The sequence below is a fragment of the Streptomyces gardneri genome (genome assembly GCF_006539185.1).
Taxonomy (GTDB): domain Bacteria; phylum Actinomycetota; class Actinomycetes; order Streptomycetales; family Streptomycetaceae; genus Streptomyces; species Streptomyces gardneri.
The window spans coordinates 15,197-38,860 of the sequence record NZ_BJMN01000039.1; the positions used below are offsets into that span (position 1 = coordinate 15,197).

The following is a 23,664-nucleotide window of genomic DNA, read 5'->3' on the forward strand; positions in this document are numbered from 1 at the left end:
GGCAAGCCCTCTGTGCCGAGGGCTTGCCCAGCGGACCTCGTGACCGGTCGGTGGGCCTGTCGTGACCGATCCGGTGCCCGCGATCGGTCAACCAGCATGTCAGCGCCGTGACCGATCCATGTAACTCCCGGCCGAGGCGGTGACCGGTCATCGGCCAGCCGCGGCCCCGTCGGGAAGCCCGGGGATAGCCATGACCGAAGCCGCCTGGCCGGCCGGGATGGGCCAGCCTGTGGTGGGGGCGGCTTGCCCAGGCTCCCCTTGGGCTTGCCCGGGTCAGGTCCGTCGGCGGAACCAGCCGCGGCGGTCCGGCTCCGGGTCGTCCTCCGGCTCTGGCGGCACGGCGGCCTCGAGGCGGTCGGCTTCGGCGGCGACCTCGAGGCGGGCGACGTCGTCGGCCCGGCACGAGCCGCACACCGACTTGTCCCCAGCTCGGACGGCGGTCCGGTGCACGGCGACCTGCTCCCAGCGCTCGTCGGTGAACTGCCGCCCGCACCGCGCGCAGACCGGGCGCTGTGTCTCCCGCTGCGCTGCGCGGCGTTCCTTGTCCTCCGCGTCGGCGCGGGCCTCCTGGGCGCGGTAGAGGTCGTGGCCGTCGGGGTTGTCGAGCGCATCCGTCAGCGTCTGCTCGTTCTTCCTTCCCAGCCGCCGCCACACCGTCGCGCCCGCGCCGTGCTCTTGGAGCCGCCTCTCCGTGTCCTAGCTTGGTCAGTACCCACACCTGCCGTTGGTCGTCCCTCACCAGTTCGGGCCTCACCAGGTGGTGGTCTTGCAGATCCAGGAGGTTGTCCCGTACGAGCCGGTCGTGCTTGTTGCCGGGGCGGGTCAGCTTCCAGAGCTGGTCGGGTGTAGCCCGCTGGAAGATCCCGAGCGCCTGCAGGAGCGCGCCGGCGCCGACCTGTGGGACACCCCGCGGCGCAAGGCCTTCGCGAACGACTTGCAGCACTCGCAGCTGATCGCCGTCTCCGCGGCGTCGAACCGGTCCAAGGGCGACCAGACCCCCGACCTGTGGAAGCCTCCGCTGCGAGCCTACTGGTGCACCTACTCGCGGGCCTGGATCGACGTGGAGCACGTCTACCAGCTCAACGTCACCGAGAACGAGGAGACCGCGCTGTACGAGATGCTCGACACCTGCGACGCCAGCTGATGACCACACCCGAGCCGGAGGCGTTGGAGGGCAACGTCACCGCTGGCCCGGGCGGAGCGATGACCGCGGAGGTCGGCGTCATCACCGGCGACCTCACCATCCGCACCCACCGCCAGGCCGGCGGCCTCGTCGACGTCACCGTCCAGCACACCGGCGCCGACGAGTGGTACACCCTCATCGGCAGCCCCACCGCCGCACCCGACGGCGCCCTGACCGGCTTCCACACCACCGTCCTGGCCGCCGCCGCCCGCGGCGGCGGAGCCGAAGTCCCCCGCTAGCACGGCGCGGGCGCGTGTCTCTCCCGAACTGCTGCCGAAACGCTGCCCTGTGACGTAAGCAGAGCCAGCGGTGGCCCTGAACGTGGGTCGCAGGGCCTGGTCACTGCTTCCTCAGCTTCGACTCGGCCTGCCGTTGTCGCAGTCGGGAGCCGATCGCGGTGAGCAGGTCGGCTGCTCACCGCGCTGTTCAGGGGTGTCTCCTCCCTGTCCTTGGAGCAGGAGGACGAGGAGGGTCACGACGATGGCGCCCACGGTGATGGGTGTCGCCAATTCCTTCCATTTGTGGGCCGCGTATGCAGCCAGGAGACCGACCAGGAGCAAGACAATGGCGTTCAGGTCGAGGTGCCAGGTGTTCATCCTTGTGCCCTTCGGCTCGGGCCTGCTCGCCGCACTGTCCAGGTGGGGGCGAGCAGGCTCTGCTGTGAGCCCCAGGCGGAGTGCCCGGAGCCCTGCACTCCTGAGGGGAAGGTGCAGGGCTCCGGACAAGCGAAAGAGCCCGCACCTCTCCTTAAGGAGTGGTGTCGGACTCAGAACTCGCGGGGCGAGCTACAAAGATGTTCGGGTCGCTGGAGGGGGTCCACAATTTTCCGCCGCAGTTTCGTCATTGACGAAACTGCGGTTAATTCGGCGGCCCGTCCAGGGATGCGGCGTGGAGCCTGTACTGCACCACGGTGAGCAGGGACTTGAGCTCGGCCTCAAGGTCCTGGAGCTCCTTGACGGATCCCCGGGTCCGCCTTGAGTGGATGTCGTCGCGAAGGTCAGCCAGGCGAGCAGTGACGGCTGCGACCTGAGACCACGCGCGGTAGTCGTCGTACTTGCGTTGCTGGTTGGCTCCTTGCCTGCAGCTGGGTGAGCAGTACTGCGGCGGCCGGCCGGTCGTGGCCCGGGGGGCGAAGCTCTCACCGCAGTGGGCACAGGGGCGGTCTTCACCGGGCTGGTACGGGGCCGTGAACTTCCGTCTCGCTCTTCGCTGGCAGGCCTCCGAGCAGTAGACCCTCGGCCGCCCACGACCACGCTCGGGCGGATACGGCTCCCTCCACTCATTCTCGCCGCATTCAGGACATGTTGTTAGGAAAGGGCTGCGGTCTGCCTCGTTGTCGGCCACGGTCTCAACGTACTGACATCGCGTAGCCAGCCGTCAGCTTCGGGTCGGGGGCGCGGACATAGAGGCCCGTCCTGAGCGGCAGGAGCTGCCCTATACCTCTGTGCGGTCCGCCCGGCGTCGCCGCCGGGTCGAGCAGTTGGTCTGGCGGGTAGTCCTTGGTGCAGCAACCGGCCTCGGCGGTCTGGTCGTCACCATGGGTCTGCCTTGGATCGTTTCCAAGGTCTGATGCGTGCCACTAGTGGAGTCCCGCACTCGGGACAGGGCGCGGGCGTCGCGGCGCGCGGCGGCGTTGCCGATCCGGTTCTGCCGAGGTCGGGGCTGGCGCGACTGCGAGGCGGCCAGTCGGCGCTTCGCGGCTTCCTGGAGTCGCTTGCGCTGCTTGCGCAGCTCCTCCTTCTTCGCGGCCTTCGACTTCGGCTTCCGGGGACGCTTCCAGATCGGCTGCCAGCCCAGGGGCTCGTCGGGATCCGGCTCCTGGTCCTCGGTGAGCGCGGCGGCCATCTGCTCGCGGGCGGCACGGGCACGGGCAAGCGCGTCGTCGGGGTTGGGGCGTTCTTCCGGGGTGTTCACGCGACTCCTCCTGCGGTTCGGCCCGGCGTGTGCTGGGTGCCGGGCTGCTGCTGGGTGTGCGGCGGCGGGGCCGTCGCCCGGGTGGGCTGCGGTCGGGGGCCGTGGGCGGCTTCGCGCGACCGCCGGCTGTCCTGGAGCGTGGCGGCCACCTTCGCGGCGGCGGCTTCCAAGGTCTGGCGCGTCCGTTCCACCGTGTCGACGCCGGTCTCCGGCTCCAGGAGGCGGCCGTCCCTCGGGCCGGTACGGAACGGCCGCGGGTACGACCTCGAAGCGGTGGGCACGGCGACGGCGTACAGCCGGGGCCGGGAGTTCAGGCGTTCCGCACGGCGCACCGCGTGGACCGGGCGGGCCAGGGCGTCGGCGGCGAGGCGGGCCCGCTCGTACGGCGGGGCGGTCCGCTTGCGGGTCAGCGGGCGCAGCACGGCCTGGTCCTCGGTGTCGCGCGGGTACAGGGCGCAGGTCGGCGGTCATCCTCCGACCGCGCCCGACGGGGCGGGTGTAGTCGTCGACGACCGTCTGCACGATCCGTTCGTCCAGGCCGGGTTCATGGCGGCGGCCGCGCAGGGCGTAGGCGAGGTGGCGGCGGGCTTCGGCGAGCAGGTGGTGGCGCGCGAAAGCGCCGCGCATCACGTAGACCACGGCGACGGTGTCCACGGCCGCCAGGACGACATCGACAACCGGCCGCGCCCGCGCCCACACCGCCGCGGCCGCCGCCCGCACCCGTCCGGCGAGCCGGTAGACGGTGCAGGCGCCGAACGCCCGGATCGCCGAGGTGCGCCACCGCGTCCGCAGCTCGGTCAGCGACAGCAGCTCGGAACGGCTCGCGGCCGTCGTCCGAGCTGCCCTTGCCGACGAATCCGAAGTACGCCGTGACGTCCACCATCATGCCGCTGGTGGTGGACGCCTGTTCGCGAATCTGGGCTCTGACCTGCGGTTGCCACTCGGATTCGGTCTCCTCCATAGGGTGGCCTGGAACCGCTTTTGCGGGGGCGTCAGGGTCCCGGCGGGGTAGCCGCTCCACCGTGCGGCGGGAGACGCCCAGGCGCTCGGCCAGGGCCCTGGTCGAGCCCTTTGAGCGCGTGAGGAGGAATTTCATCTGGGCTGCGGATTTCGGCGCGGGCCGGGTGAAAGCCTTCCGCTCCGCCCGTGCGAGGGCGGCCAGGACCTTGCCGCGGCCCGGGGCCAGCTGCTGTGAGTCGTTGATCGGACACCAGCCCGGGCGAGCTCGCGTTCCGCACCGGCCTGTCCGGGAAGCCCGCCGTGATCACCACACGCCATCTGTGCGGCGCAGCACCCGGGCACCCGGCTGTGCTCCCTGTGCGGGGCTGCGGCCGAACTCGATCCGGTCCTCAAGGGCTTCGATGCTGGCTTCGAAAGCTGAGGCGTGCGGCCCGAGACGCCGCATAATCTATCGCTGTGCTGCTGACATACGTCGATGAGAGCCACTCGGCTGAGGTGTACTTCCTCGGAGCTGTGCTCTGCCCTGCAACCGAGGCCATATCGCTTACCGAAGCCCTCGATGAGGTGGTTGCGAAGGCCGTTGATGCCTACGGCCAGATACCCCCGGAGACCGAACTGCACGGATATGACATCTTCCATGCCAAGGGGGACTGGAAGCACTTGTCCGGCATGGCCAGGGCGCGGATTGGTGTCTACGCCGACGCCCTCCAGGCCATCGCAGACCACGACGTAAAGATCGTTCTGACTGGTGTGGACCTCGTCGGTCTTCGGCAGCGTTATGGCAGCAATCATGATCACCCGCACTCGATCACGCTTACGCACTTGCTGGAGCGTGTGGACGAGTTCGCCAAGCGGCATGATGAGTTGGCCTTGATCATCGCCGATGAGTGCGAGGGACAGGACAACTACCGACGAGAGCTGCGGCACTACCGGACTACTGGGACCTGGGGCTACAAGGCGCGGAAGATCACCACCGTGGTCGACACCATGCACTTCGCCTCATCTTCGGCGAGTCGGCTGCTTCAAGCCGTCGACCTCGTTGCCTTCCTCCATCACCGCGTTCACATCGCGGCGGACAACGATCCGCGGGCCAAGAAGGCCAACCGGCTGCTCTGGTCGAGAGTCGAGCCTCGGGTGGTTCATCAGCGCGTCTGGTACCCCTAGACGCACGAAGACCCCGCTCAGTGGCGGGGTCTAAGGCGATACGGGCGACAGCTTGCGCGGCCACCTGCGAGACGCACGCTAGCAGAATCCGCCAGGATCGGGAAGGGAGTATGCAGCCCACCCGGGCTCTGACCTGCACCTTTGTGATCCGATAAGGCCGACGGCCTGCTCTTCTCCTACGGGTCGAACTCGAGGCCGCCGACGCGGCGGCCGCGGTCCTGGAAGTAGATCTCACCCTGGACCGGGCCTTGGACGCGGCGCAGCACCCGGGCACCCGGCTGTGCTGCCTGTGCGGCGCGGCGGCCGAACTCGATCCGGTCCTCAAGGGCTTCGACCGCGGCTTCGGCGGCGAGGACTAGCGCTCGGACGGCTCTTCCGGGCTAGGTTCGCGCGCCCGGATCTCGCTGCGGCAGTCCTTGCAGTCCACGGTGGTGCGCAGCACCGCGTACCGGACGCCCACGGATGTGCTGTAGGTGCCCTCGATTCGGTAGCTCCCGCATTCTGGGCAGGGCGTGGCCTGGAAGTCCTTCTCTCGCAGGGACTCATGGAAGCAAGAGCCTGTGGTCTGCGCAGACGTGCTTCCCGGGCCTCGTACGCGGGGTCCGGGCGGGGCCGCTCGGACGTACCATCCTCGGACCGAGAACGAGGGGTGCTGGCATGCACCAGGCGGAGCGTTTCGCCCGGTGCCGGCTTCGTTCACTTCAGGCAGAGGGTCGGCCGACGCGGACTTCCGCAGCGTCCGACCCTCTGCCCTGTAGGCTCAGATGTGTACAAGCCTGTGTGCGTCGAGTTCCCGGGCGAGAACCGATGGCGGGCGGTCCAGTTCGATCCGGGGGTGGGCACTGCCGTCGAGCGGGGCCAGGCGGCGCGCTGCCCAGCCTTCCGCCGCCCGGACAACGTCGAGCGGTGCATCGGGCCGGATGGGGATGACCGTCAGCAGCGCCCAGTCGGCCCGGCGCCGTTGCCCCTTGGCCACGTAACGGAAGTGCTCCGCCAGCCGGTCACCGACGGCCGTTGCCCCGCCGCGGCAGACGCTGCCGACGTACCGGCACTGGCCCTGAACGTCCCACGCGGTGTAGACCGCAGAGCGACAGCGGATCTGGCGGCGCACGGTATCAGGCAGGGCGCGCGAGGCGAGGTACTCCAGGGCCACACCGGTGGGAGCTTCGAGCGTGAGCGGCAGCGACGGGTGTACGAGACCTTTCAGCAGCCGCGCCGTACCGGCGACCTCGCGGTGCAGCCGCGCCGGAATCCGCGGCTGGCCCCCGCTCACTCGTCGTCCTCGTCATCGAAGCTGACCGTGACCGCGGGCTCCGGGGCGTTCCGGATCAGGATCTTCGTGATCTTCTCCAGGCGGTCCGTGAGCTCGTCGACCCCTTCGGCGCTGCCGAACACGTCGCGCCCCTGAGTGGAGACGAGGCTCTTGAGCCCCTGGGCGGCCTTCATGGCGCCGGTGACGGAGGTGTCCAGGAGCCGGCGCAGCCTGACGTCCTCGGCCTCACCGGTACCGTCGGCTTCTCCGCCGCCGGACTGGCTGGTGCTCTGCTTGGTGGAGCTGATGGTCTCCTTGGCCTGCTTCTGATCGGCAGCGAAGACCAGGTCCCACTCGTAGACCAGCGTCACCTGGGCGCCGGCCCGGTCCGTGACCGGGTCGCCGTCCTGGACGAGAACCCCGTCCACCTCGTGCGTACGCGTGTGGAACATCTTGGGCTGCACGGAGGCGTCGGAGGCCACGTGCGCCGAGGCGATGGAGTGCAGCATCCGCAGACCGCCGACCGTGCGCGACAGCACCGTCAGCAGGCGGTTAGGGGTGGCCCGGAAGGGCGCGTTGCGGTCGTTGCGCTCGACGCCGAGCTTGGATCCGCGGTCGCGCGTGATGAGACCGGCGAGCATGGCCGCCGTACCGCCGAGCACCGTGAGCTCCGCGACGGCGCTCTGCTCCCCCTTCACGGCGCGCTCCAGCACCTCGTCGAGTACGGCGTGGGGGTCGGCACCGGCGGTCAGGGTCCAGGAGGTCTTCCAGACGGTGTCGGTGATGTTTCCACCGTTGCCGAAGGCGCGCAGTACGTGCTCCAGCCCTTCCTGGCTGCGGTAGGCGGACAGGGCGACGGTGGCCAGCCGCTCGCTCAGCCACTGCCGGTCGATCTTCCGTCGGCCGAACTCGGAGCGGATCAGCTCGTTCATGCTCTCCGCAGCACCGGCGAGCACGGTGTGCTGGTGGACGGCGGCGGACCAGAGCCTGTGTGCGGGAACGCCGAGCAGCTCGTGCATCTTGGCGGGGCCGACGTCTCCGCTCAGCACGCGCGAGGTCGCCGCCGAGACGACATCAGCGGCCGCTGCGCGCCGGTACACGCGCTGCATGCCCTGGGTGTGCTGGGCCGCGTCGGCCCAAGGGGTGACGTGGATGTGAATGCTGGCCAGCAGGTCGTCCCGGGCGGTGACCAGGTCGCCGAGGTGTCCGCCGTCCTTGTCGCGGCCGCCGACCACGACAACTGCGGGGAGGGTGAGCGTGTGCCCCTCGCGGCGGGTTTCCTCCGTCAGGACCGCCTCGGCCAGGCCCCGGCGCACACGGTCGGCCATCAGCTCGACGTCACGGCGGGCGGCGCGGTAGTCCGCCGCCTTGCGGCCGCCGCGGCCGACCGGCCCGATCACGGTGTTCACGCAGGCCGCCGCCGCGGCGTCGATGTCGCCGCCGGTCCGCGCGAGCCACATGCTCACCAGCCTGCTGTTGCCGTCGCCGGCCACGAGGTACGTCTCTGCGGTGCCATCGTCGTAGACCACTCGTACGACGAACAGCATCACCGGCTCCTTGACGCCCTGCTGGAGCACACTGTCCGTGTAGTCGTTCGCCCCCTTGTGGGTGCTGATGGTCTGACGCATGCTCTCGGTCACGGCCTTGGCGAGGGCTGCGCGGTCGCGCATGCGCACCTCGAGAATGGCCAGCGGACGCCGCTCGCCGTCGATGGTCGCGTGGTGCGTGGTGTACGTCGTCGCCGCGGTTACCGGCGGCACGATGTCCATCGCGGTCCGCTGCTGGTGCAGCCAGCGCTGGTTCGTGAAGTCGGGGAGCACGTCCAGGTCGGTGAACCGCTGGTGCGGGGCGGTGACGTACAGGGTGCCGTTGACGACAGGCTTGGGTACCAGCAGGTTGACTGCAGAGTCGCTACTGCCGTGAACGGCCGTCAGGGCGCCGAGCACGTCGGGGTTCACCGCGCCGGAGGTGATGGTGCTGGCTGCCTCGTCGTCGAGGGCGGCGCGGGGGTTGACCAGCAGCCCCTTGCGTACGGAACGGAGCTGGGTCACGGGCACGGGACCGGGTACGGAGTCCGGACGCCGCAGGATCGGGGGCAGAGCGCCGCCCTGCTCGTCGCCGTAGGTTTCGAATTCGGGGCTGTGGTAAGCCACCTGAGTCACCCTCTCGAGACGGGCGCGCTGTAGGGGACGTGGTCCCACACGGTTCCGGGCTGGTGCTCGGAACCCCGCTGCGCGCCGGCCCCAGGGGGCGGCGAGCGCCGTCGCTTCTCTGTACCGGCTCTTGGTCCGGCTCGATCAGCGCCGTCCGGCATTCCCCGAAAACCAGGCGAGCTGCTGGTCGGCCGGTCCTGGTATGGACGCGGACTCCCGCCAATGACGGGTGCCAGCCGCTCTTCACCCCTTGCCTTTTGTGTGCGAGGGATGCGGTTCCGAATAGCCGAGGCGGTGTGCGCGGTCGGCGCAGGCATGCCTGTCCGACTGGGCGACTCTATCGCATGATCAGACAACTCGCCGAGCTTTATTGCGGATTGACAGCCCACCAGGTGATCTTGGGCGTCCCCGTGAAGGTGCTATCGAACGACGGTGGAGTGGTTCTGTCTGGACTGGTGGGCGTGAGTCACGCTGGCCTCCTCGAATCGGACGACCGTACGGCGATCCGTGCATGTGTGCGGCTGTTGGGTCGGTGTTGTCAGAGCTCGCTGTCACCATCCAGGCATGGCCCAGATCAGCCCCAAGCTCGCCCGCACCTACTTCGCGGAGATCTCCGCCGGCTCCGCCGTCCCGCTCGACCTGGACGATCTCGTGCGCATGGTGCGGCTGCGCCAGCACGGCCACGTCGTCATTGGCGACATCGCGATCCGCTGCTACAAGAACAAGTCGAAGTGGACCTACGACGAACGCGACATCCGCCGCGCCGCCCGGGCTCTCACGGACTTCCCCATCGACTTCGACGACGTTATCGAAGTCCAGCTCCCGCCCTACCGCGACCGCGACGAGCAGGACCCGGAGGAACAAGGCCGGGCGGACTGGCGGGGGACCATCGCGGCGTGGATGTTCTGGCGCGCCCGCCACAAGCACCGGCTGGAGCGGCCAGCGGAGGAATGGAACGATGAGAGCTGGCAGCGCATCGGTCCGGACGGTCTTCCCGGTGAGCTGACCTGGGAGGAGTTCGCCGCAGCCTCCAGCGACTGCCGGCGGACCATCGCCAACACCCGGCCGCTGCAGCTGATTACCCGTTCCGGCGGCAGCCTGTTCCTGCCAAGGGCCTACGCCGAACTCCTCGACCGCTGGGAGCAGGTGACAGAGGGCATCATTGACCGGGCCCGGACCTGCAGCCGCTGCCAGGCGCAGGGCCCGCGATGGGGCGGCTGGCGCACCCCCAGCCCGCGCGGCTACGACACCTTGTGCCCGCCGTGCTCAGGAGCGACGTTCCAGCGGTACACCGGGCGCCTGCGCGGCGTGCAGTACGAATCGTCCCGCACACGCGGCACCCGGGCCGACGACTACCTGTGCCGGCTGTGCGCCGAGACCCGGGCGGCGGCGTGGGATCACTGCCACGACCACGGCTACGTCCGCGGCCCGCTGTGCGGCAGCTGCAACACCTACGAGGGGAAGAGCACTCCGCAGTCGTTCCTGCAGGACCATGAGGGCGCCGCGCTGCACCTGCTGGAGTGCCTCGGATGCCTGGACCGACGTACCTTGCCTGCCCGGTACCACGCCGCGATCGCCCAGATGCAGGTAGAGGCGACCGAGCGCCACCGCATCAGTTCCCGCCGGTGCCGGCGGGAGCCGTGGCTGAAGAACGTGGAGCTCGCCCACGGGAGGTACCGCTTCGAGCTGTCCTGCTGGTGGCATGAGGCGGAGTGGACGAAGGACGTCACGGTCGCCGAGACCTCGGCGCTCGTACGGAACTTCGTCCTCCACGCGCTCGCGGCCGCGCATCCGGAAGCCGGGGTGCCGACCCCGCGCGCGGCATCAGACACTCCGTCGCGAGCATGACATCGACGTCTGGTCTTAGCGATGCCGCGGGTGACGTAATGTTGCGGCTACCGACGCGGGGTGGAGCAGCTCGGTAGCTCGCTGGGCTCATAACCCAGAGGTCGCAGGTTCAAATCCTGTCCCCGCTACTGAACGCATGAGGCCCGGATCCACAGGATCCGGGCCTCATGCATGCTGTCCCCCGGCCAGCGCCCTCGTTGTGACTGAGCACTTGAATTGGCGAGTTGAATCTTTCTTTAGCTCGATATCGGGACACGGACGGGCAGTACCAGACCTCAGACACCGGCACGCATCGATGGCGAGTGGGGTGCACGGCTGCCCTCCCTCGCTTCCGGCGACCTGCTGATTTCAGGCCGTGGCCAGGCTCTACGGACCCAAAGCCGTTCCGGCATGCGTCCCTTCGACGTGAGCCGAGCACCATATCCGAACTCTGGGCAGAGGCCTCGCGGCCGAACGGCCGAAGAAGGCTGAGCCCAGAACCCCGCGGCGGCCGGGGTGAGTGGCTTCACCGATAGGCACAGCCTCGACGAGGTGAACCTGAATTACAATCTGGACAAGGCGTCTCGGACCCGAAGGGCCACTACAGAGTTATCTAGATATCCTGCAATTCCGTGCCGGTTGGGGGTTTCATTGCGAATACCGCTAAAATTCTCGACAACTGGGTCAACTGGGAAATGTTTGTAATCGAGCGGATGGAGAGCCACCACGTCTCGCGGATCGAATGCGTTAAACCAGTCGACAACCCCATATGGCCGACCAATGGGACGCAGTGCTTCGACGATCGGCCCCACCGCCAGCGGTGATCCCAGGGTGATCAGGGTGGGTACGTTCCAGTTTCGCGCTTCCGCTTCACGCTTTAGCATATTGTAGACGATTACCGTACCTAGCGAGTGAGCGACGACAACGCACTTCTCGTCAGGAGTAAATGCCTTGCGTATGCCGGCTTCGATGACGGCCTGGATGCCGTGGTTATGCATGTAGGCATAAACGTCACGAGTGGCGAGTTCGAGGCTGGCGCTTGAGAGGCCGGGCATCTTGTCTATGACTCGCAAAGCCGCGATAACCCAGCGCCAGTTCTGCATGCCTTTCTCTATGATGGCGGGCGTTTCTGCAGCGGCTCGGATGTCGGCCTCTGATATTCCAGATGCCTTCACCACTTCCGCGACGACGGCAGCGATGAACTCTCTCTCACCTTCGCTTGGCTCCCCATAGCCTTTTATGATCACATCTGGTGCGTCACCAGGCAGGCTCTTGGTCAAATGGTGTAGCGTATCGCCATAATAGGGGAAGCGAATCTGTTCGTCCGGCATCTCTAGGCTGGCGCCCGCTTTGGTTAGCCCTGATTGCAGAGCCTGCTTCCATTGCTGCTTCAGCCCGCCAGCTTTTTTGAATTGCTGAGACCGCCCGTGGACGAGAATTAGCTTGCACATCACATTGCTTCCCGCAGATCCAGCAGTTCTCGCAGGCGAGGAATCTCGGTATCTGCGAAAAGCGTCCAGTGTGAGTTATGCGGAATCGGGGCGCTAAGCCTCACATCTGGCGTCAGCAGGCCGAGTAGTGCCCAACCGCGTGAAAGTAGCGGCAGGAATGGAACCACTGGACCATCAAAGCCGTCCCCCATGAGCATGACGTCGAAGAGCATTCGACTGTTTCGCAGCTGCAGTCGGCTTACCAAATCCCGGCGGCTGAGGCTTGCCAGTGCATGAGCAAAATACACCGCGAGAGAGGGATCGGATTCACCGCACTTCTCGAATATTTCTACCAAATTTTCAGGGGAAGCTCCTTCCCACCATGAAATACCGAACCGCGAGGCGGCAGCTATTCGCGCTCGCATCTCGATGTAAATCGGGTCAAGCTGCTTGCGTCTCATATTCCCCTGGGTCAGGGGTGCATACGAGACATCAACCAACTGGTCATCCTCGACGGTCATCGTTGCCACGCGTCCAAGCAGCGCAGGAACGACGGCGCAGTGACCGGAACCGAGATGCAGCAGAACGCTGGAATCAGGTTGGCGATTTGTGAGCCGAACCTGCACGAGCTGGTCGGTCAGCTGGCTTGCTTCTACCCTGCCGGGATACACCGACTCAAAAGTCGCACCCCGCACATGCACAGCGGCCGGCGCGTCGATTACGCCTGGGTCAAACGAGTGCGCGAGCCGAACAGCGGCGGCAGCCGCGGCAGCGGAAACTGGATCCGCTGGAGGGGGGGTCTCCTCGGGTGTGTCCGAGCTGTCGCTCGCGCCTGAGTCGTCGCTCGCGCCTGCTCCGCCTGAGTCGTCGCTCGCGGCCTCAAGACCCAAGCTGCTTGACGTTGCGCCCCTGAGGAACCTCGACAGCCACGCGACTTGCTGGTCAGAGGTGACTGTGCCGTCGGGCCTTTGGTTAACAGTCAAGGCAGCTCCGAGTCCGCCGATGTGCTGGCTCAGAAGCTCCGGGAGGGCATGCTTCAGCGGGAACGGACGCACGTACTCCTCGCGTCCATCCCCGGCAGCTTCGAGTAGCTTAGGGTAGCCGCCTTTCAGCGCCTTGGCGATGACCTCGGTGTAAAGAGCGCGGTACGCCTCGCTCGAAACATCGGGATCGGGGACCTCAAAGGATGGATCGCCGAGCCTGCAAGCATAGAAGACATCCGTGCTGGCCGCTGCCCCGCCAGTTGGGCGATTCGGAAAAATCGATGACCCGTAGACGCTGTCGCACCTGATGCTCGCCGGCGCCGTCCGGCAGGCATCTGAGATCAACACTACGTGGGGGACCTTGCAGCGCTCCGCAAGTGCCATGCTGACAGCGAGGTTGACTGCCTCGTTCGGATTGTCTGGCGCGTCCGAGAGCAACCAGTACTCCCCGTAGTTTTTATTTACTCCGTGCCCGCAGAAGTACACAATGAGTTGCTCAAGGGTTCGGCGATTAACGAATGATTCCACCGCCTCATAGATAGCCGAACTTCGGACGATGCCTCCCTCGGTGTCGGATAGAATCCGAACTGAGGTATCGGGAATGCCCTGACTCTTCGCCCAGTCATGCATGTGATCGATTCCGCGATCGACAGCTTCCAGCCTAGGAAGATCGCCAGATTTGTGCACTCCGATCAGAACAACAGCACGCTCCATGGCTGCTCCATCTATGCCCCTGTCTCGACCGTAACGCGAACGACACGTGGTCACACGCTGGGCCGGGCTGCGGAACGTATGGTGTGTGCCTGACGCCCACGACCCCCTGACTTGGGCCGGAGACGGCTGACATTGTTGGCGCAAACGATCAACAGCCCCGCGCAGCCAAACCTTCAGAACGGCCCCGGCGAGCTCGGCGACCAGGCCCCGTCCCGGACCTGGCCGTCCGGTTCGACGCCTGCGCCGCCCAGCTCACCCGAACCGTCGACACAGACGCTCCAGTCGCCAACTCACACACTCACTCGCCAAATAAAGCGCTCAGTCACACTCATCTGTTGCTGTGGCTAAAGGACGCGGTCTCTACAGTTCGAACTCCAGGCTCAGCAGGTCGTTGATCTCGACTTCTCGCAGGGAGCCCGCGCGCCGGCCATCGTCCTGGAAGTAGACCTCCCGCAGCGAGTTAGCGGCGATCTGCTGCAGTTCGTCCTCGTCGGCGCCCTGCTGCTGGGCGTCGAAGAGGCGGGCGGCGTGTTGGGGCGGGAGGGCGACGGTGAGGTGCCGGATGCGGTCCTGGTCCGTGGCGTCTTTTGGGGCCCCGGTGTAGCCGAAGCGGGCGTGGATGTCGACGATGATTCCGCCGGTCGATGCCGCCTTCTGTCGGGCCTTCGCCTTGATCTGCGGCTGCCACCGGGCTTTCACCTCACGCTCCATGCGCGCGGCGAGGCCGGTCCGGGGCTTCTTGATCTGGTCCTTCACGTACCGCTCGACGGTGCGCTGGGAGACCCGAAGCATCTGGGCGACAGGCTTGGTGCCGCCCAGCTGTTTGACCAGGTACCGCATCTGCGCGCCGGCGCTCTTCGGCGCCGGGCGGGTAAACGTTTTGTGTACCGCGGCGTCCAGTCCGTCCCCGAACTGACCCATCGTCTACCTACTCCCCATTGTCGGCATCGGTGACGGTGCCGGCCTTGATGTAGCGGGCCAGGTTGAGCTCGGGCGCCTCGTACTGCTCCCGGACGCCCTCGCCCCACAGGACGCTCTGCGTGCCCTCGTGTTTGACCAGACCCGGGTTGACGCCGAGCTTGAAGCCGCCCGGGAGTGGCTTGCCCTGTCGGTAGGGCAGGAAGTCCAGCGGGCTGGTGCCGTCGACGGCGTAGACGACGCAGTCGGACAGGATCGCGACCGGGTACTGCCCGGTGAACGCCGCGTGCTTGACGATCTTGCGGTGGAGGTTGATGCGGGTGCGGGAGATGACCGCCGCTCGGATGTCCGGTCGCCACGTCGGGCGGGCCAGGGCCCGCCACGGCTCGCCCGGTCGCCACCCCTCGCCGCGGGGCCGCTCGCGGAGCTTGCCCAGGCCGCCCTTCACGGTTGCCTTGATCGCCGAGACGACGATCGCGAGCTCTGGGTCGCGGTCCTTGTAGCCGTCCATCGCCGCGAGGAAGTCCTCCGGGGCCGTGTCGGCGTGGACGCCGAGGTCGGCCATCGTGGCGAGGTACGCGTCGCGTACCCGGTTGTACCAGCTGTCCAGGTAGCGGCCGTTGTCGTGCCGGACGTACGCCTCGGTCGGGGCCACGTCGTAGCCGAGCTCCAGCGCGTACGCCACGGTCGGCGTCGCATACCAGGCCGGGCCGGCCGGGCGGTCGCCCTTCGGCGTGAACGGTGACGGCAGCAGGTCGCCGCGAAGCTCCACCCACTCCTTGCCGACCTTCACCCGCGACATGTCCACGTGGGAGAGGTCGACCAGCCACGCCCCCGGCACCTTCGGGTCGAAGACCGGGTTCTTCACGTGGGTCGGTGCGCCGAGACCCACGATCAGCCCGTTCGCGCCGGCGGCGAAGGCCATGTTCACGTCGAGGCCCACCAGGTTGGTCCGCAGGCACTCGTCGTCGGTGAGGGGCCGAGCCCAGTCGTAGGCCTCCTCGAAGATCTTCTCTTCGGGGCCCCGGACGTGGAAGCGCGGCAGGTCCGCCAGGAGCGGGTGGCCGTCGATGGCCTCGCACGGGGCGGGGTCGACCGGCTCCTTCCCCAAGGAGCCCGGGTTGTGCTCGGAGTGCCGCTTGCCGTCGGTGTCGGGCTCGGAGGCGCGGGTCGGCGGGTGCAGCGCGGTCATCAGCTCCAGGCCGGTCACCGCGGTCGAGCCGCGCGGCGTCATCACCCGGGCCGCGAAGACGCCCAGCACGCGGGCGAGCTCCGCCGGCGACAGGGAGGCAGCATTGCCCCAGTGGCGGGAGTCGAGAGCGTCCCAGGACGGGATGCACAGCTGGACGCAGGCCCGCTCGGAGCCCTGCGCGGGGCGGTAGATCCGCGCCCACGGCCCGAAGCCCCTCTTCGTCAACTGCCACTGCGCGCGCGTCAGCTGCTTGACGACCTTGTGGCCCTCCGGAATACGCCCGGCGGTCCGCTCCTCGGCAGTCAGGGCCGTCGGCAGGCCGTAGCGCTCCAGCGCGGCCTCGGTGAGGACGAGAAGCGGGTCGGCGTCCTTGCCGGGACCCGAGAGCTTGGGCTGCCCGAGCTTGCCCTCGGTCAGCGTCCACTCCACCAACGACGGCAGGGACTTGGCCGGCACCTCCAGGACGAGGCCGCCCGGGCAGTACGCCACCACCTGACCGGAGTCGTCGACGTCGACGACCGCGAGCGGCCCGTTCGCGAACCGCGCGTCGACGCCGGTTGCCGGGGTGCCAGCCGGAGCGGCCTTCCGCGCGGCGGGACGGCGGGACGTCGACGTGCTCCTGGTGGCGCGCGGCACCGGCTGCGCGGCGGGAGCGGAAGCGTCGACGGGCTGGGTGTTCGTGGCCTTGTTCATGACTGCAGCGTCCGACGCCTGGCCTGCTGACAGAGCCTGCGCCGCCGGGGCCGTCGGGGTGGTGAACGTGTCCGGGACTGTCGTGTCCTCGGCCGGAGCCGGGGAGTCGGTCTCGGCGGGGTAGAGCTTCGCGAGCCCGTCGAGGAGACGGGCGTAGGCGTCGCGCTCCGGCGGACGGGGCTCGGTCTTGCCGGACTCCCAGCCACTGACCGTGGCCCTGCGCACCTTCAGCGCGGTGGCTACCTCGTCGATCGTCAGGCCGTGCGCGGCGCGGAGCCTCTTGCGCTCCGCCGGCGGCGGGAGCGTGGCGCGGGACGCGAGCAGCGCGTCGACCGCGTCGAACAACTCGGACATGAAGCACCTCCTGGGAGCACTCTAGCCCACAAAACGCACGAAGCGCGTACGTTTGGCGTACGAATGCCGTACGGATGGCGTTCGCGCGCGGAGTGCCTGGTAAGTATCGGCGCTCCTGCTCCAGGGAGCAGGAGCGCCGGGACGGTGCTACTTCTTCGCCTTCGCTTCGAGGAAGGCGGTGTCGACGACCACGCGCGGGGGCGGGTCCTTCGGGTCGGGCCGCTTGTTGATGCCGTCGAGAACGCCGGCGATCTCGTCGTACATGCGGATGGACTCCGCGCTGTGATGCCTGCCGAGGTTCTTGGAGTCAGTGCCGCCGTGGGCCATGTAGTCCAGGATCCGCAGGTAGTTCGCCAGGTTCACCCCAGTGAGCTCGACCTGGACCAGCCCGTTGTCGAGCTCCTTGGTCGTGTTTTTCAGCTCCAGGTCCGGGCCGCCCCGGCCCTTCTGGTCCGACGTTTTCTCCCACAGGTCTTTGGTGGTCTCGACGTGGAAGGTCTTCAGACCGGCGGCCTTCTGCAGCCGCTCGGAGTGCTGCGGTGGGGAGTCGGTGGAGCAGCCGCTCAAAAAGACGGCGGCCAGGACGGCGAGGGCGCCGAGCAGGCGGGCTCGATGTGGTGAGGAGGAAGAGGACACGGACCGCAGTGTCGTCACGAAGACCGTCGCCCGGGTCTTGAATGATCTTCTGCCATCCGAACGAGGGACGCTCCAGTTGCCCTAGCTCGGCATCCCGCCGCTCGTCACCAACGACTTGCACTACACCTACGCGCGCGACGCCCTGCTGTGCATCCAGACCGGCAAGAACGTCTCCGACCCGGACGGTTTCCGCTTCGACGGCACCCAGCCACTACCTCAAATTCACGGACGAGGTGTTCGTCGAGAAGAAGCTCAAGCCGAAGTGCGGCCTGACGCAGCCGGAGCAGCCGGAATCTACGTGCGCTTTGCTCGGGCGGCGCGCCGGTCTCGTGCACGCGCCGCTCTCGCGACCTCGGCGGATGCCGTCAAGCGGCGCTCCACTTCGGCAAAGTCCAGATCGGGCGAGTGCGCCACCAGCCGGTCAGTGAGCCACCCACATGTGTCCTCTGTCGGAATCGTCTCGCCCGCTCGGTACCTCTCGATTGCGGAGTGTCGGCTGCCGAACAGAAGCCAGGGTCCGTCCTCGAGGCCCGTCGTACGGATCAGGGCGTCGAGCTGTTCGATGAACCGACGCTGTTCAGGCGGGAGGGCGATGGAAACGCTCTTTGCCTTGGGCCGCTGCTGGCGTTCCTGCGCTCGAAGCAGGTCGCGGTGCCGCGTCCGCCACTGCTCGATCAGCCGCTGGCCCGCGTGCCGACGAGGCAGCCTGTGGGTCCAGGCCCAGATGGGCTCCAGGTAGTAGTCATCCACATTTCAGTCCTCTTCCTCGGGACTGCCAGCCCACCACCTCAGGAGAGTGCTGACGGTCTCCGCCGTCGGCAGCCGAGTGCCGGACAAGGCCGCGTACAAGGCAGCCCTGGAGACCGAGGTCTCCTCGTGTCCGGCAATCCAGGCGACTGACGCCTTTCCTCTCCCGAGCTCCCGGAGGTCGTACGCGAACGCCTGCAGCGGGCCCGCCTTATGCGGGGTGATCTGCGGGCCGAGGCGGTCTACCGGATGCCCGTCCAGCGCCAACTCCCCACCGACCCGCTCGCGCCTTTCGAGGAACTCGACGACTGGGACAAGGCCATCGAAGCGGCCGGCTATTACAAGTGGGGCGTGCTCGGCAGGCCGGACGAAACATCCCTGTGGCTGGACATCTACCGGCGCAAGACGACCCCGGGCCTCACCGTGCCGTTCTGCCTGGCCGTTATCTCAAACCACGGCTTCTACGAGACCGTGTACGCCGAGAGCCTGCCGGCGATGATGGATCTGCAGACTCGGTGGGCGCCGGCAATCCAGGCGGCAGCGATCACCGACCTCCTGGGCAAGCTCGACGACCGGACGACGACGCATGGGTTCGCCGGGATGATCCGCAAGGCACTGGCGTAAGACAGCGCCCCTGGCCCGCCGCCGACGCCGGGACGGACCCAGAGGGCGGTGGTCTCGACCGTCAGGCCCGAGACCCTCCCGCTGTCCGAAGCCGCCCGTACAGTCTCGAACCATGGAAATCCTGACGGGCGCGCACCGTGCCCAGTCGGTGCCTACTCCCCCGAGTGATGCCGTACGCGAGCAGACCGAGGTCACCTCCCGGTTGGCAACGGATGTCGAATTGGCGTGTGCCGCGCGGCCCGCCAGCGGTTTGAGGACCTGGCCGTGTGGAGCGCGGACCCAAGCGTGACCCATCTGTCGGAGCGTGAGGGCATCGCTGTCTGAGAGCTCCCGGGCTTCTGGGGGACACCCCGTGAACGGGCACCCCGTGGGGACCAACGAGCTTGCTGCGGAGGAGCTGTCGGCTCTCCTTGGGGTCCAGCCGAACTGGATGATCTTGAAGTGCTGGGAGCGGGGCCCCGTAGCCGGCGAAGGGCTGCCTGTCAGTGGGGACTGCAACACTCCGCCTCATGCCCGTCTCACTTACCTGCTCCCGCTGCGGCCGAGAGTTCTCCGTACCGCCTTCCCAGGCCGACCGGCGGTACTGCTCCATGGCCTGCTTCCGGGCACAGCAGACCGAAGACACCGAGTGGACGACGTGTAACTGCGCACAGTGCGGCGTCGCCTTCCAGGTACGGGGCAAGGAGCAAAAGGCCAGAGCCGTCTCGTACGGCTCCCGTGCCTGCCACCTGAGCGCGACCGCGCGACGGTCCCGGACCTGCGCCCAGTGCGGGGCTGCGTTCTACCCGAAGAGCCCCACCTCTTCGGATGGCACTCTCCAGGGGAAGTTCTGCTCCAGAACTTGTTCGGGGCTCGCCCAGCGCACCCGCGTGACCCGTGTCTGCCTCCAGTGCAGCGCCGAGTTTCAGATCAAGCTGTCCCGTGCCGAGAACGGCCGTGGCTCGTATTGCAGCAAGGAGTGCTACACCTTCGCCGACGGCACCCTCGAACGCGCCTGCCAAAGCTGCGGGAAACCGTTCCGTGCGAGACGCAGCGTCCTCGAACGCGGCTGGGGCACCTTCTGCTCACAGGCGTGCACGGCGCGGCGGGTGACCTGCACCTGTCGCGTGTGCGGAGCCGAGTTCGCGGCGAAGCAATCGGTCGCCGATGAAGGCGGAGGCGTCTACTGCTCCAACGCCTGCCGACACCTGGGCAAGCAGGATCGCGTCAGCAAGACGTGCCCCCAGTGCGGCGTCCAGTACACCGTGCCTGTCTCGCTCAAGGAGAAGCGGCGAACCTGCTCCCGTACCTGCTGGGTGAAGTTCATGGGCACCGACCCCGTGATGTCCGCAGTACTCGCCCGTGCCCGACGCGAGCAACTTACCTCCCGGGCCCCGACCCGTCCGGAGCGCATCCTCTACGCCCTCATCGACGAGGCCGTAGCGGAGCTAGCCCCGGATCTCAGCTGGGAGCGCCAGCACCTTCTCCTGGACCGGTGGACCGTGGACGCGGCCATCCCTTCCCTCCGGCTCATCCTGCAAGCCGATGGCGACTACTGGCACGGCCTGCGTCCGGAGTACCGCGAGGATCCCCGGGTTCGCGGAAACGTGGCCAATGACGCCTACCAGGACCGCAAGCTCTCACAGGCCGGTTGGACCGTCCTGCGGTTCTGGGAATCCGACTTGATCCGCAGCCGCGCCGCGTGCACCGAGCGCCTACGCGCAGCCATCACAGGGCGCTTGGAGTAGCTGCTGCATACCAAGTGTTGGAGGTCCCCGGCCATTGCCTGGGGACCTCCAACATCCGGTTTGCCCCGGTCGCCAGGAGTTGGTGATCTCGCGGATGAGGTCGAGTTTCTGCTGAGGGTCTGGGTGGCGCGATGCGTGCCAGCGCCGGGGAGAAGCTGCAGAGTTTCGACGGGAGTGGCCGGGGCGTCGTCAGCGGTGGATCCCGGAAGTCTGCCGACGAGGTTCTGTAGGCGCCGTGCCTAACGTCCAGCTCTGGGCAGGGGTCGTACATCGCTACACCGCGAGCGGACCGGAGGGGAAACCGCAGGTGAACCCCAGTAAACGGCCTGCGCCGGAATACCTACCTGCCCGACGCCGCGGCAAGACGGGCGGCGGGGGCGAGGCGACCGTGCACGAGATACCGAAGCCGAAGAAGAAGGCACCCGCGAAGAAGGGCGTCGACTGCGCCGAGGCCCCGCAGGGTGTGTCCCGGCTGTCGCTGGACCAGGCACTCAGCGCGGCAGAGCGGCCCGGGGTCCGGCTCTGCTCGCTGTGCGGGTGCCTCCGCCGAACTCGACCCCGTCCTACGCGGCTTCACCGAGGGCTTTGACGACAGGGCCGACGACGACCAGCCGTGAGGACCGCCGCCCTCTTGCAGCCACAGACCGACCATGATCGATCGCGTGGAAGAAGCACCGCTACGTCCAGCTGTCCTTCCTCCTCGCCGGAATCGGGGGCGTTCTCGTCTTCATCGCCGGCATCATCGCGTAACCCTGGATACCGTCCTCACCCTCACTTCAGGCAGAACGGACTCACGGCACCGCTGATGGGGCGGTGGATTGGGGGCGGCCCGACGGTACTGCTCCCAGAACGCGTCTGGGCGCCGGGCCTCACCTGCGCACGCCATATCGGCACAGGCTGCCGCTGACCCTACGGGACCGGTGCGGTGCCGGGATCAGCCGGGCCACCGCCATGGCCACCACGCTCAGTTGAGGACCTGGACCTCGACGACGCGGACGGTGAACGGTGTCGCGCGGGTCTCGGTGAGGGTGCCTGCATCGCCGAGAGCGGGCGCGGTCCATTCCACGGTCCATGTGGCGGTAGCGCGTCCGGCGTACGCCCCGCCCTTCTGGGCGGTCGACGGGGCCTTGTAGCGGTGGCCGCAGTCCGGCGACGGGGCCTTGCCCTGGGTGGCGTCGTAGGGGGTGCCCGGGCCGGCGCAGGTGACCGTGGTGCCGTCTCCCATGTCCCACCGGATCGAGGACACCCGGGCGGTCGCGGTGACCGTGACACCGCCCGCCGTCGCGGAAGCCGTGACGGGCCCGTACGTCGTCGGAGACCGGCTGGCCCACATCCACATCGGCATGCCCACCACGTACCGCCCAGCCGCCCTCGGAGAGACCACCAACGGACCGTCCAACCGCATGGAATCGACCGCGCGGCGCGCCAGCACCTCCGGATCGATCCGGGGCGCAGGGGCGCCGCCGCCGGTGGGGATGAAGGTGACGCCGACGCGGCCGGTGGCGGGACACTCCACCTGGTAGAGCGCTCCGTCCTCGGCCGTCTTGCCCTCCCATGCCAGGTTCCCGGCCGGGGGCTGCGGTTCGAGCCGAACGTAGGTGCACGCGGGCTTCGCCGAGCCGCCGCTCGAAGTGCCGGCCGGAGTGCCGGCCGTACCGCCCGAGCCCGAGCCCGAGCCGCCGCCCGCGCTGGGCGCCGTGGTGCTATCGGAGGCGCACACCGTCACCAGGAGCCCGGAGTTGTCGCAGACCCCTCCGCCCGGTCCGTCCGCGTGCGCAGCCGGGGCGAGGATGCCCGAGAGGACCACTGCGGCTACCACCGCGCGCCTCAGCATGTGCGTGCCCCCTCCGGGGCATAGGTGACGACCATCCACCCCTGCGGCCACTTCTCCGCCGTCGCCGTGGCGATGTACCGGCGCGGCTGGTTGCTCGGGAGCGGGATCGGCTCGCCGGTCTTGACCCGGACCGCCTTCCAGCCCGACAGGTCAAGGCAGTCCTCGATCGTCGCCTTCGGCAGTTTCCCGGTCATGTCGAGCATCGTCACCGTCGGCGCGTGCCCCAGCTTGCCCGTGCCGATCGTCCCGGCCTGCTTCATCCGGGCCAGGTCGATACGGAACTGTCCGAGCGCGTCCAGGCTCGCGTACTTCTCCAAGGCCGTGCCCTTGGCGTCGGCCTTCCCGTACGCCTTCATCTGCTCCGCCCACATCGAGCCGTAGGCGGCGAGCACGGCCTTCTTCTCCGTCGTCTCCGGGTCGGCCGACGACGTCGCCGGAGCGGGCGCGGTCGTGGACGTCGTGGGCGGGGCGGTGGTGGCCGGCGCTTTCGCGTCGCCGTCTCCGCCGCCGCATCCGGCAAGCATGAGGACGAGCGCCAGGGCCGCGAACGCGGGCGCCGCTGTGCGTGTGTGTCGAGCCGTCACCATCAGGGTTCCCCCGTGCAGTCGGAGCCGATCACGGCACCGTAGCGGGACGCACACACCGGGTCACAGTCGATCCAGTGAGTCCGTCAGCAACCGCCACCCCGCCCGGCCCGAGAACACCCAACCTCTCCGTACGGCTATCGCGTACAAAGAGGTGTCGTCGTGACGGTGGGGCTTGCCCACGGGGTCTGACCAGGCACGACGTTCTGGATCGTGAAAGTGGGGGTCCCACTCCCGGTCCCCCCTCCGGTGCACCTCCTAGTGCAACCGTGGAAGCAACCCTCCAGCCCCCTTCCGATGCAACTGTCCTCGGGCTGGGTGCGGGTGGGCTTGCCCGCTTGTGTGCCTCGCAGCGATAGTTGGCACTTCGCAGAGGTAGTTGTCACCGAGTGGCTCTTCGGAAGCCGCCTCGCATGGTGATGATCTCCTCGGCGGTCGTGTCCTTGCTCTTGTCACGCTGGTGCGCCAGGAGGGCGACCTGGAGTGGGAAGGACGTCCCAGGTCTGGTTCGAAGGGCGTATCCCATCCTTCGGTGAATGTAGGTCGCCTCGACCGCCAGGGGTTCGAGGTATCGGGCTGCCTCGTGCTCATCCGGAACGCTGAGGAAGCGGTCCGCCAGGTCGGGCTTTCACCTTCCATGATGTAGCTGAGGACCAGGTTCTCTGCCCAGGGTGCGAGGCGAGGCTGGCGCCCCGGCCCGCCCCGGGGCCGCGGGCGGGGCGCCCGCGGGGAGTAGCGGGGGTGAGCCCCCCAATTGGAGAGTTCAGTGGAATCA

General features: G+C 68.0%; 17 protein-coding genes, 1 tRNA gene and 5 pseudogenes. 9 read left to right on the forward strand and 14 right to left on the reverse strand.

The features are described from left to right. Window positions 1–273: 273 nt before the first annotated feature. A complete protein-coding gene (locus tag SGA01_RS27955) occupies window positions 274–654 on the reverse strand; it encodes a hypothetical protein (RefSeq protein WP_141299592.1) in 381 nt (126 codons plus the stop codon). 226 nt (window positions 655–880) lie between these two features. Between SGA01_RS27955 and SGA01_RS27960 the strand changes: the two are divergent. Then, window positions 881–1,144, forward strand: a pseudogene (locus SGA01_RS27960) (HNH endonuclease); the annotation flags it as partial. Then, on the forward strand, window positions 1,144–1,422 hold the full coding sequence (locus SGA01_RS27965) for a hypothetical protein (protein ID WP_141299595.1): 279 nt from the start codon (window positions 1,144–1,146) through the stop codon (window positions 1,420–1,422). The pseudogene SGA01_RS27960 and the gene SGA01_RS27965, both read left to right, overlap by 1 nt. A 1,339-nt stretch (window positions 1,423–2,761) precedes the next feature. On the opposite strand, the pseudogene SGA01_RS27970 reads toward SGA01_RS27965, so the two are convergent. The 3 pseudogenes from SGA01_RS27970 to SGA01_RS43090 all read right to left on the reverse strand — a co-directional run. Next, window positions 2,762–3,097, reverse strand: a pseudogene (locus SGA01_RS27970) (hypothetical protein); the annotation flags it as partial. Next, window positions 3,094–3,916: pseudogene (locus SGA01_RS27975) on the reverse strand (MobF family relaxase); the annotation flags it as partial. The pseudogenes SGA01_RS27970 and SGA01_RS27975, both read right to left, overlap by 4 nt. Window positions 3,917–3,977: 61 nt before the next feature. Continuing rightward, window positions 3,978–4,301, reverse strand: a pseudogene (locus SGA01_RS43090) (telomere-protecting terminal protein Tpg); the annotation flags it as partial. Between the two features lie 69 nt (window positions 4,302–4,370). Between SGA01_RS43090 and SGA01_RS43095 the strand changes: the two are divergent. Then, window positions 4,371–4,478 (forward strand): annotated as a pseudogene (locus SGA01_RS43095) (DUF6233 domain-containing protein); the annotation flags it as partial. A 35-nt stretch (window positions 4,479–4,513) separates the two neighbouring features. Beyond that, entirely contained in the window at window positions 4,514–5,221 is a 708-nt protein-coding gene (locus SGA01_RS27985; RefSeq protein ID WP_141299598.1) for a DUF3800 domain-containing protein, read from the forward strand. A 760-nt stretch (window positions 5,222–5,981) separates the two neighbouring features. On the opposite strand, the gene SGA01_RS27990 is transcribed toward SGA01_RS27985, so the two are convergent. Together SGA01_RS27990 and SGA01_RS27995 are read right to left on the reverse strand one after the other, a co-directional pair. Next, window positions 5,982–6,494: a hypothetical protein gene (locus SGA01_RS27990; protein ID WP_141299601.1), complete on the reverse strand. Its 513-nt coding sequence runs from the start codon at window positions 6,492–6,494 to the stop codon at window positions 5,982–5,984. Continuing rightward, on the reverse strand, window positions 6,491–8,626 hold the full coding sequence (locus tag SGA01_RS27995) for a hypothetical protein (protein WP_141299604.1): 2,136 nt from the start codon (window positions 8,624–8,626) through the stop codon (window positions 6,491–6,493). Before SGA01_RS27995 ends, SGA01_RS27990 begins: the two co-directional genes overlap by 4 nt. Window positions 8,627–9,190: 564 nt before the next feature. On the opposite strand from SGA01_RS27995, the gene SGA01_RS28000 reads away from it, so the two are divergent. Beyond that, window positions 9,191–10,474, forward strand: coding sequence for an endonuclease domain-containing protein (locus SGA01_RS28000; protein ID WP_141299607.1), 1,284 nt, complete (start codon window positions 9,191–9,193; stop codon window positions 10,472–10,474). A gap of 54 nt (window positions 10,475–10,528) precedes the next feature. Beyond that, window positions 10,529–10,602, forward strand: a tRNA-Met gene (locus SGA01_RS28005). 414 nt (window positions 10,603–11,016) lie between these two features. On the opposite strand, the gene SGA01_RS28010 is transcribed toward SGA01_RS28005, so the two are convergent. The 6 genes from SGA01_RS28010 to SGA01_RS28035 all read right to left on the reverse strand — a co-directional run bounded on the left by SGA01_RS28010 (window position 11,017) and on the right by SGA01_RS28035 (window position 18,123). Next, entirely contained in the window at window positions 11,017–11,904 is an 888-nt protein-coding gene (locus tag SGA01_RS28010) for a hypothetical protein (protein ID WP_141299610.1), read from the reverse strand. After that, window positions 11,904–13,580, reverse strand: coding sequence for a caspase family protein (locus tag SGA01_RS28015; RefSeq protein ID WP_141299613.1), 1,677 nt, complete (start codon window positions 13,578–13,580; stop codon window positions 11,904–11,906). The genes SGA01_RS28010 and SGA01_RS28015 overlap by 1 nt, the downstream gene beginning before the upstream one ends. Window positions 13,581–13,940: 360 nt before the next feature. Then, window positions 13,941–14,501 carry a telomere-protecting terminal protein Tpg gene (gene tpg / locus SGA01_RS28020; protein ID WP_141299616.1) on the reverse strand — a complete coding sequence of 187 codons (561 nt, stop codon included), beginning with the start codon at window positions 14,499–14,501 and terminating at the stop codon, window positions 13,941–13,943. Window positions 14,502–14,508: 7 nt separating this feature from the next. After that, a complete protein-coding gene (tap, locus tag SGA01_RS28025; protein WP_141299618.1) occupies window positions 14,509–16,737 on the reverse strand; it encodes a telomere-associated protein Tap in 2,229 nt (742 codons plus the stop codon). A gap of 147 nt (window positions 16,738–16,884) precedes the next feature. Continuing rightward, window positions 16,885–17,373, reverse strand: a complete 489-nt coding sequence (locus tag SGA01_RS28030) for a hypothetical protein (RefSeq protein ID WP_141299620.1) — start codon at window positions 17,371–17,373, stop codon at window positions 16,885–16,887. Window positions 17,374–17,667: 294 nt separating this feature from the next. Continuing rightward, a complete protein-coding gene (locus SGA01_RS28035; protein WP_141299621.1) occupies window positions 17,668–18,123 on the reverse strand; it encodes a hypothetical protein in 456 nt (151 codons plus the stop codon). A gap of 246 nt (window positions 18,124–18,369) precedes the next feature. Between SGA01_RS28035 and SGA01_RS28040 the strand changes: the two genes are divergently transcribed. From SGA01_RS28040 to SGA01_RS42235, 3 genes are all read left to right on the forward strand, one after another. Then, window positions 18,370–18,744, forward strand: a complete 375-nt coding sequence (locus SGA01_RS28040) for a hypothetical protein (protein ID WP_141299623.1) — start codon at window positions 18,370–18,372, stop codon at window positions 18,742–18,744. Window positions 18,745–19,613: 869 nt separating this feature from the next. Continuing rightward, window positions 19,614–20,471: a DUF559 domain-containing protein gene (locus tag SGA01_RS28045; protein WP_167534199.1), complete on the forward strand. Its 858-nt coding sequence runs from the start codon at window positions 19,614–19,616 to the stop codon at window positions 20,469–20,471. Between the two features lie 463 nt (window positions 20,472–20,934). After that, entirely contained in the window at window positions 20,935–21,060 is a 126-nt protein-coding gene (locus SGA01_RS42235) for a hypothetical protein (protein WP_229918523.1), read from the forward strand. Between the two features lie 375 nt (window positions 21,061–21,435). Here SGA01_RS42235 and SGA01_RS28050 read toward each other — a convergent pair whose 3' ends face one another. Continuing rightward, window positions 21,436–22,305, reverse strand: coding sequence for an ATP/GTP-binding protein (locus SGA01_RS28050; protein ID WP_174867528.1), 870 nt, complete (start codon window positions 22,303–22,305; stop codon window positions 21,436–21,438). Next, on the reverse strand, window positions 22,299–22,892 hold the full coding sequence (locus tag SGA01_RS28055) for a hypothetical protein (RefSeq protein WP_141299627.1): 594 nt from the start codon (window positions 22,890–22,892) through the stop codon (window positions 22,299–22,301). The genes SGA01_RS28050 and SGA01_RS28055 overlap by 7 nt, the downstream gene beginning before the upstream one ends. Window positions 22,893–23,664 lie beyond the last annotated feature (772 nt).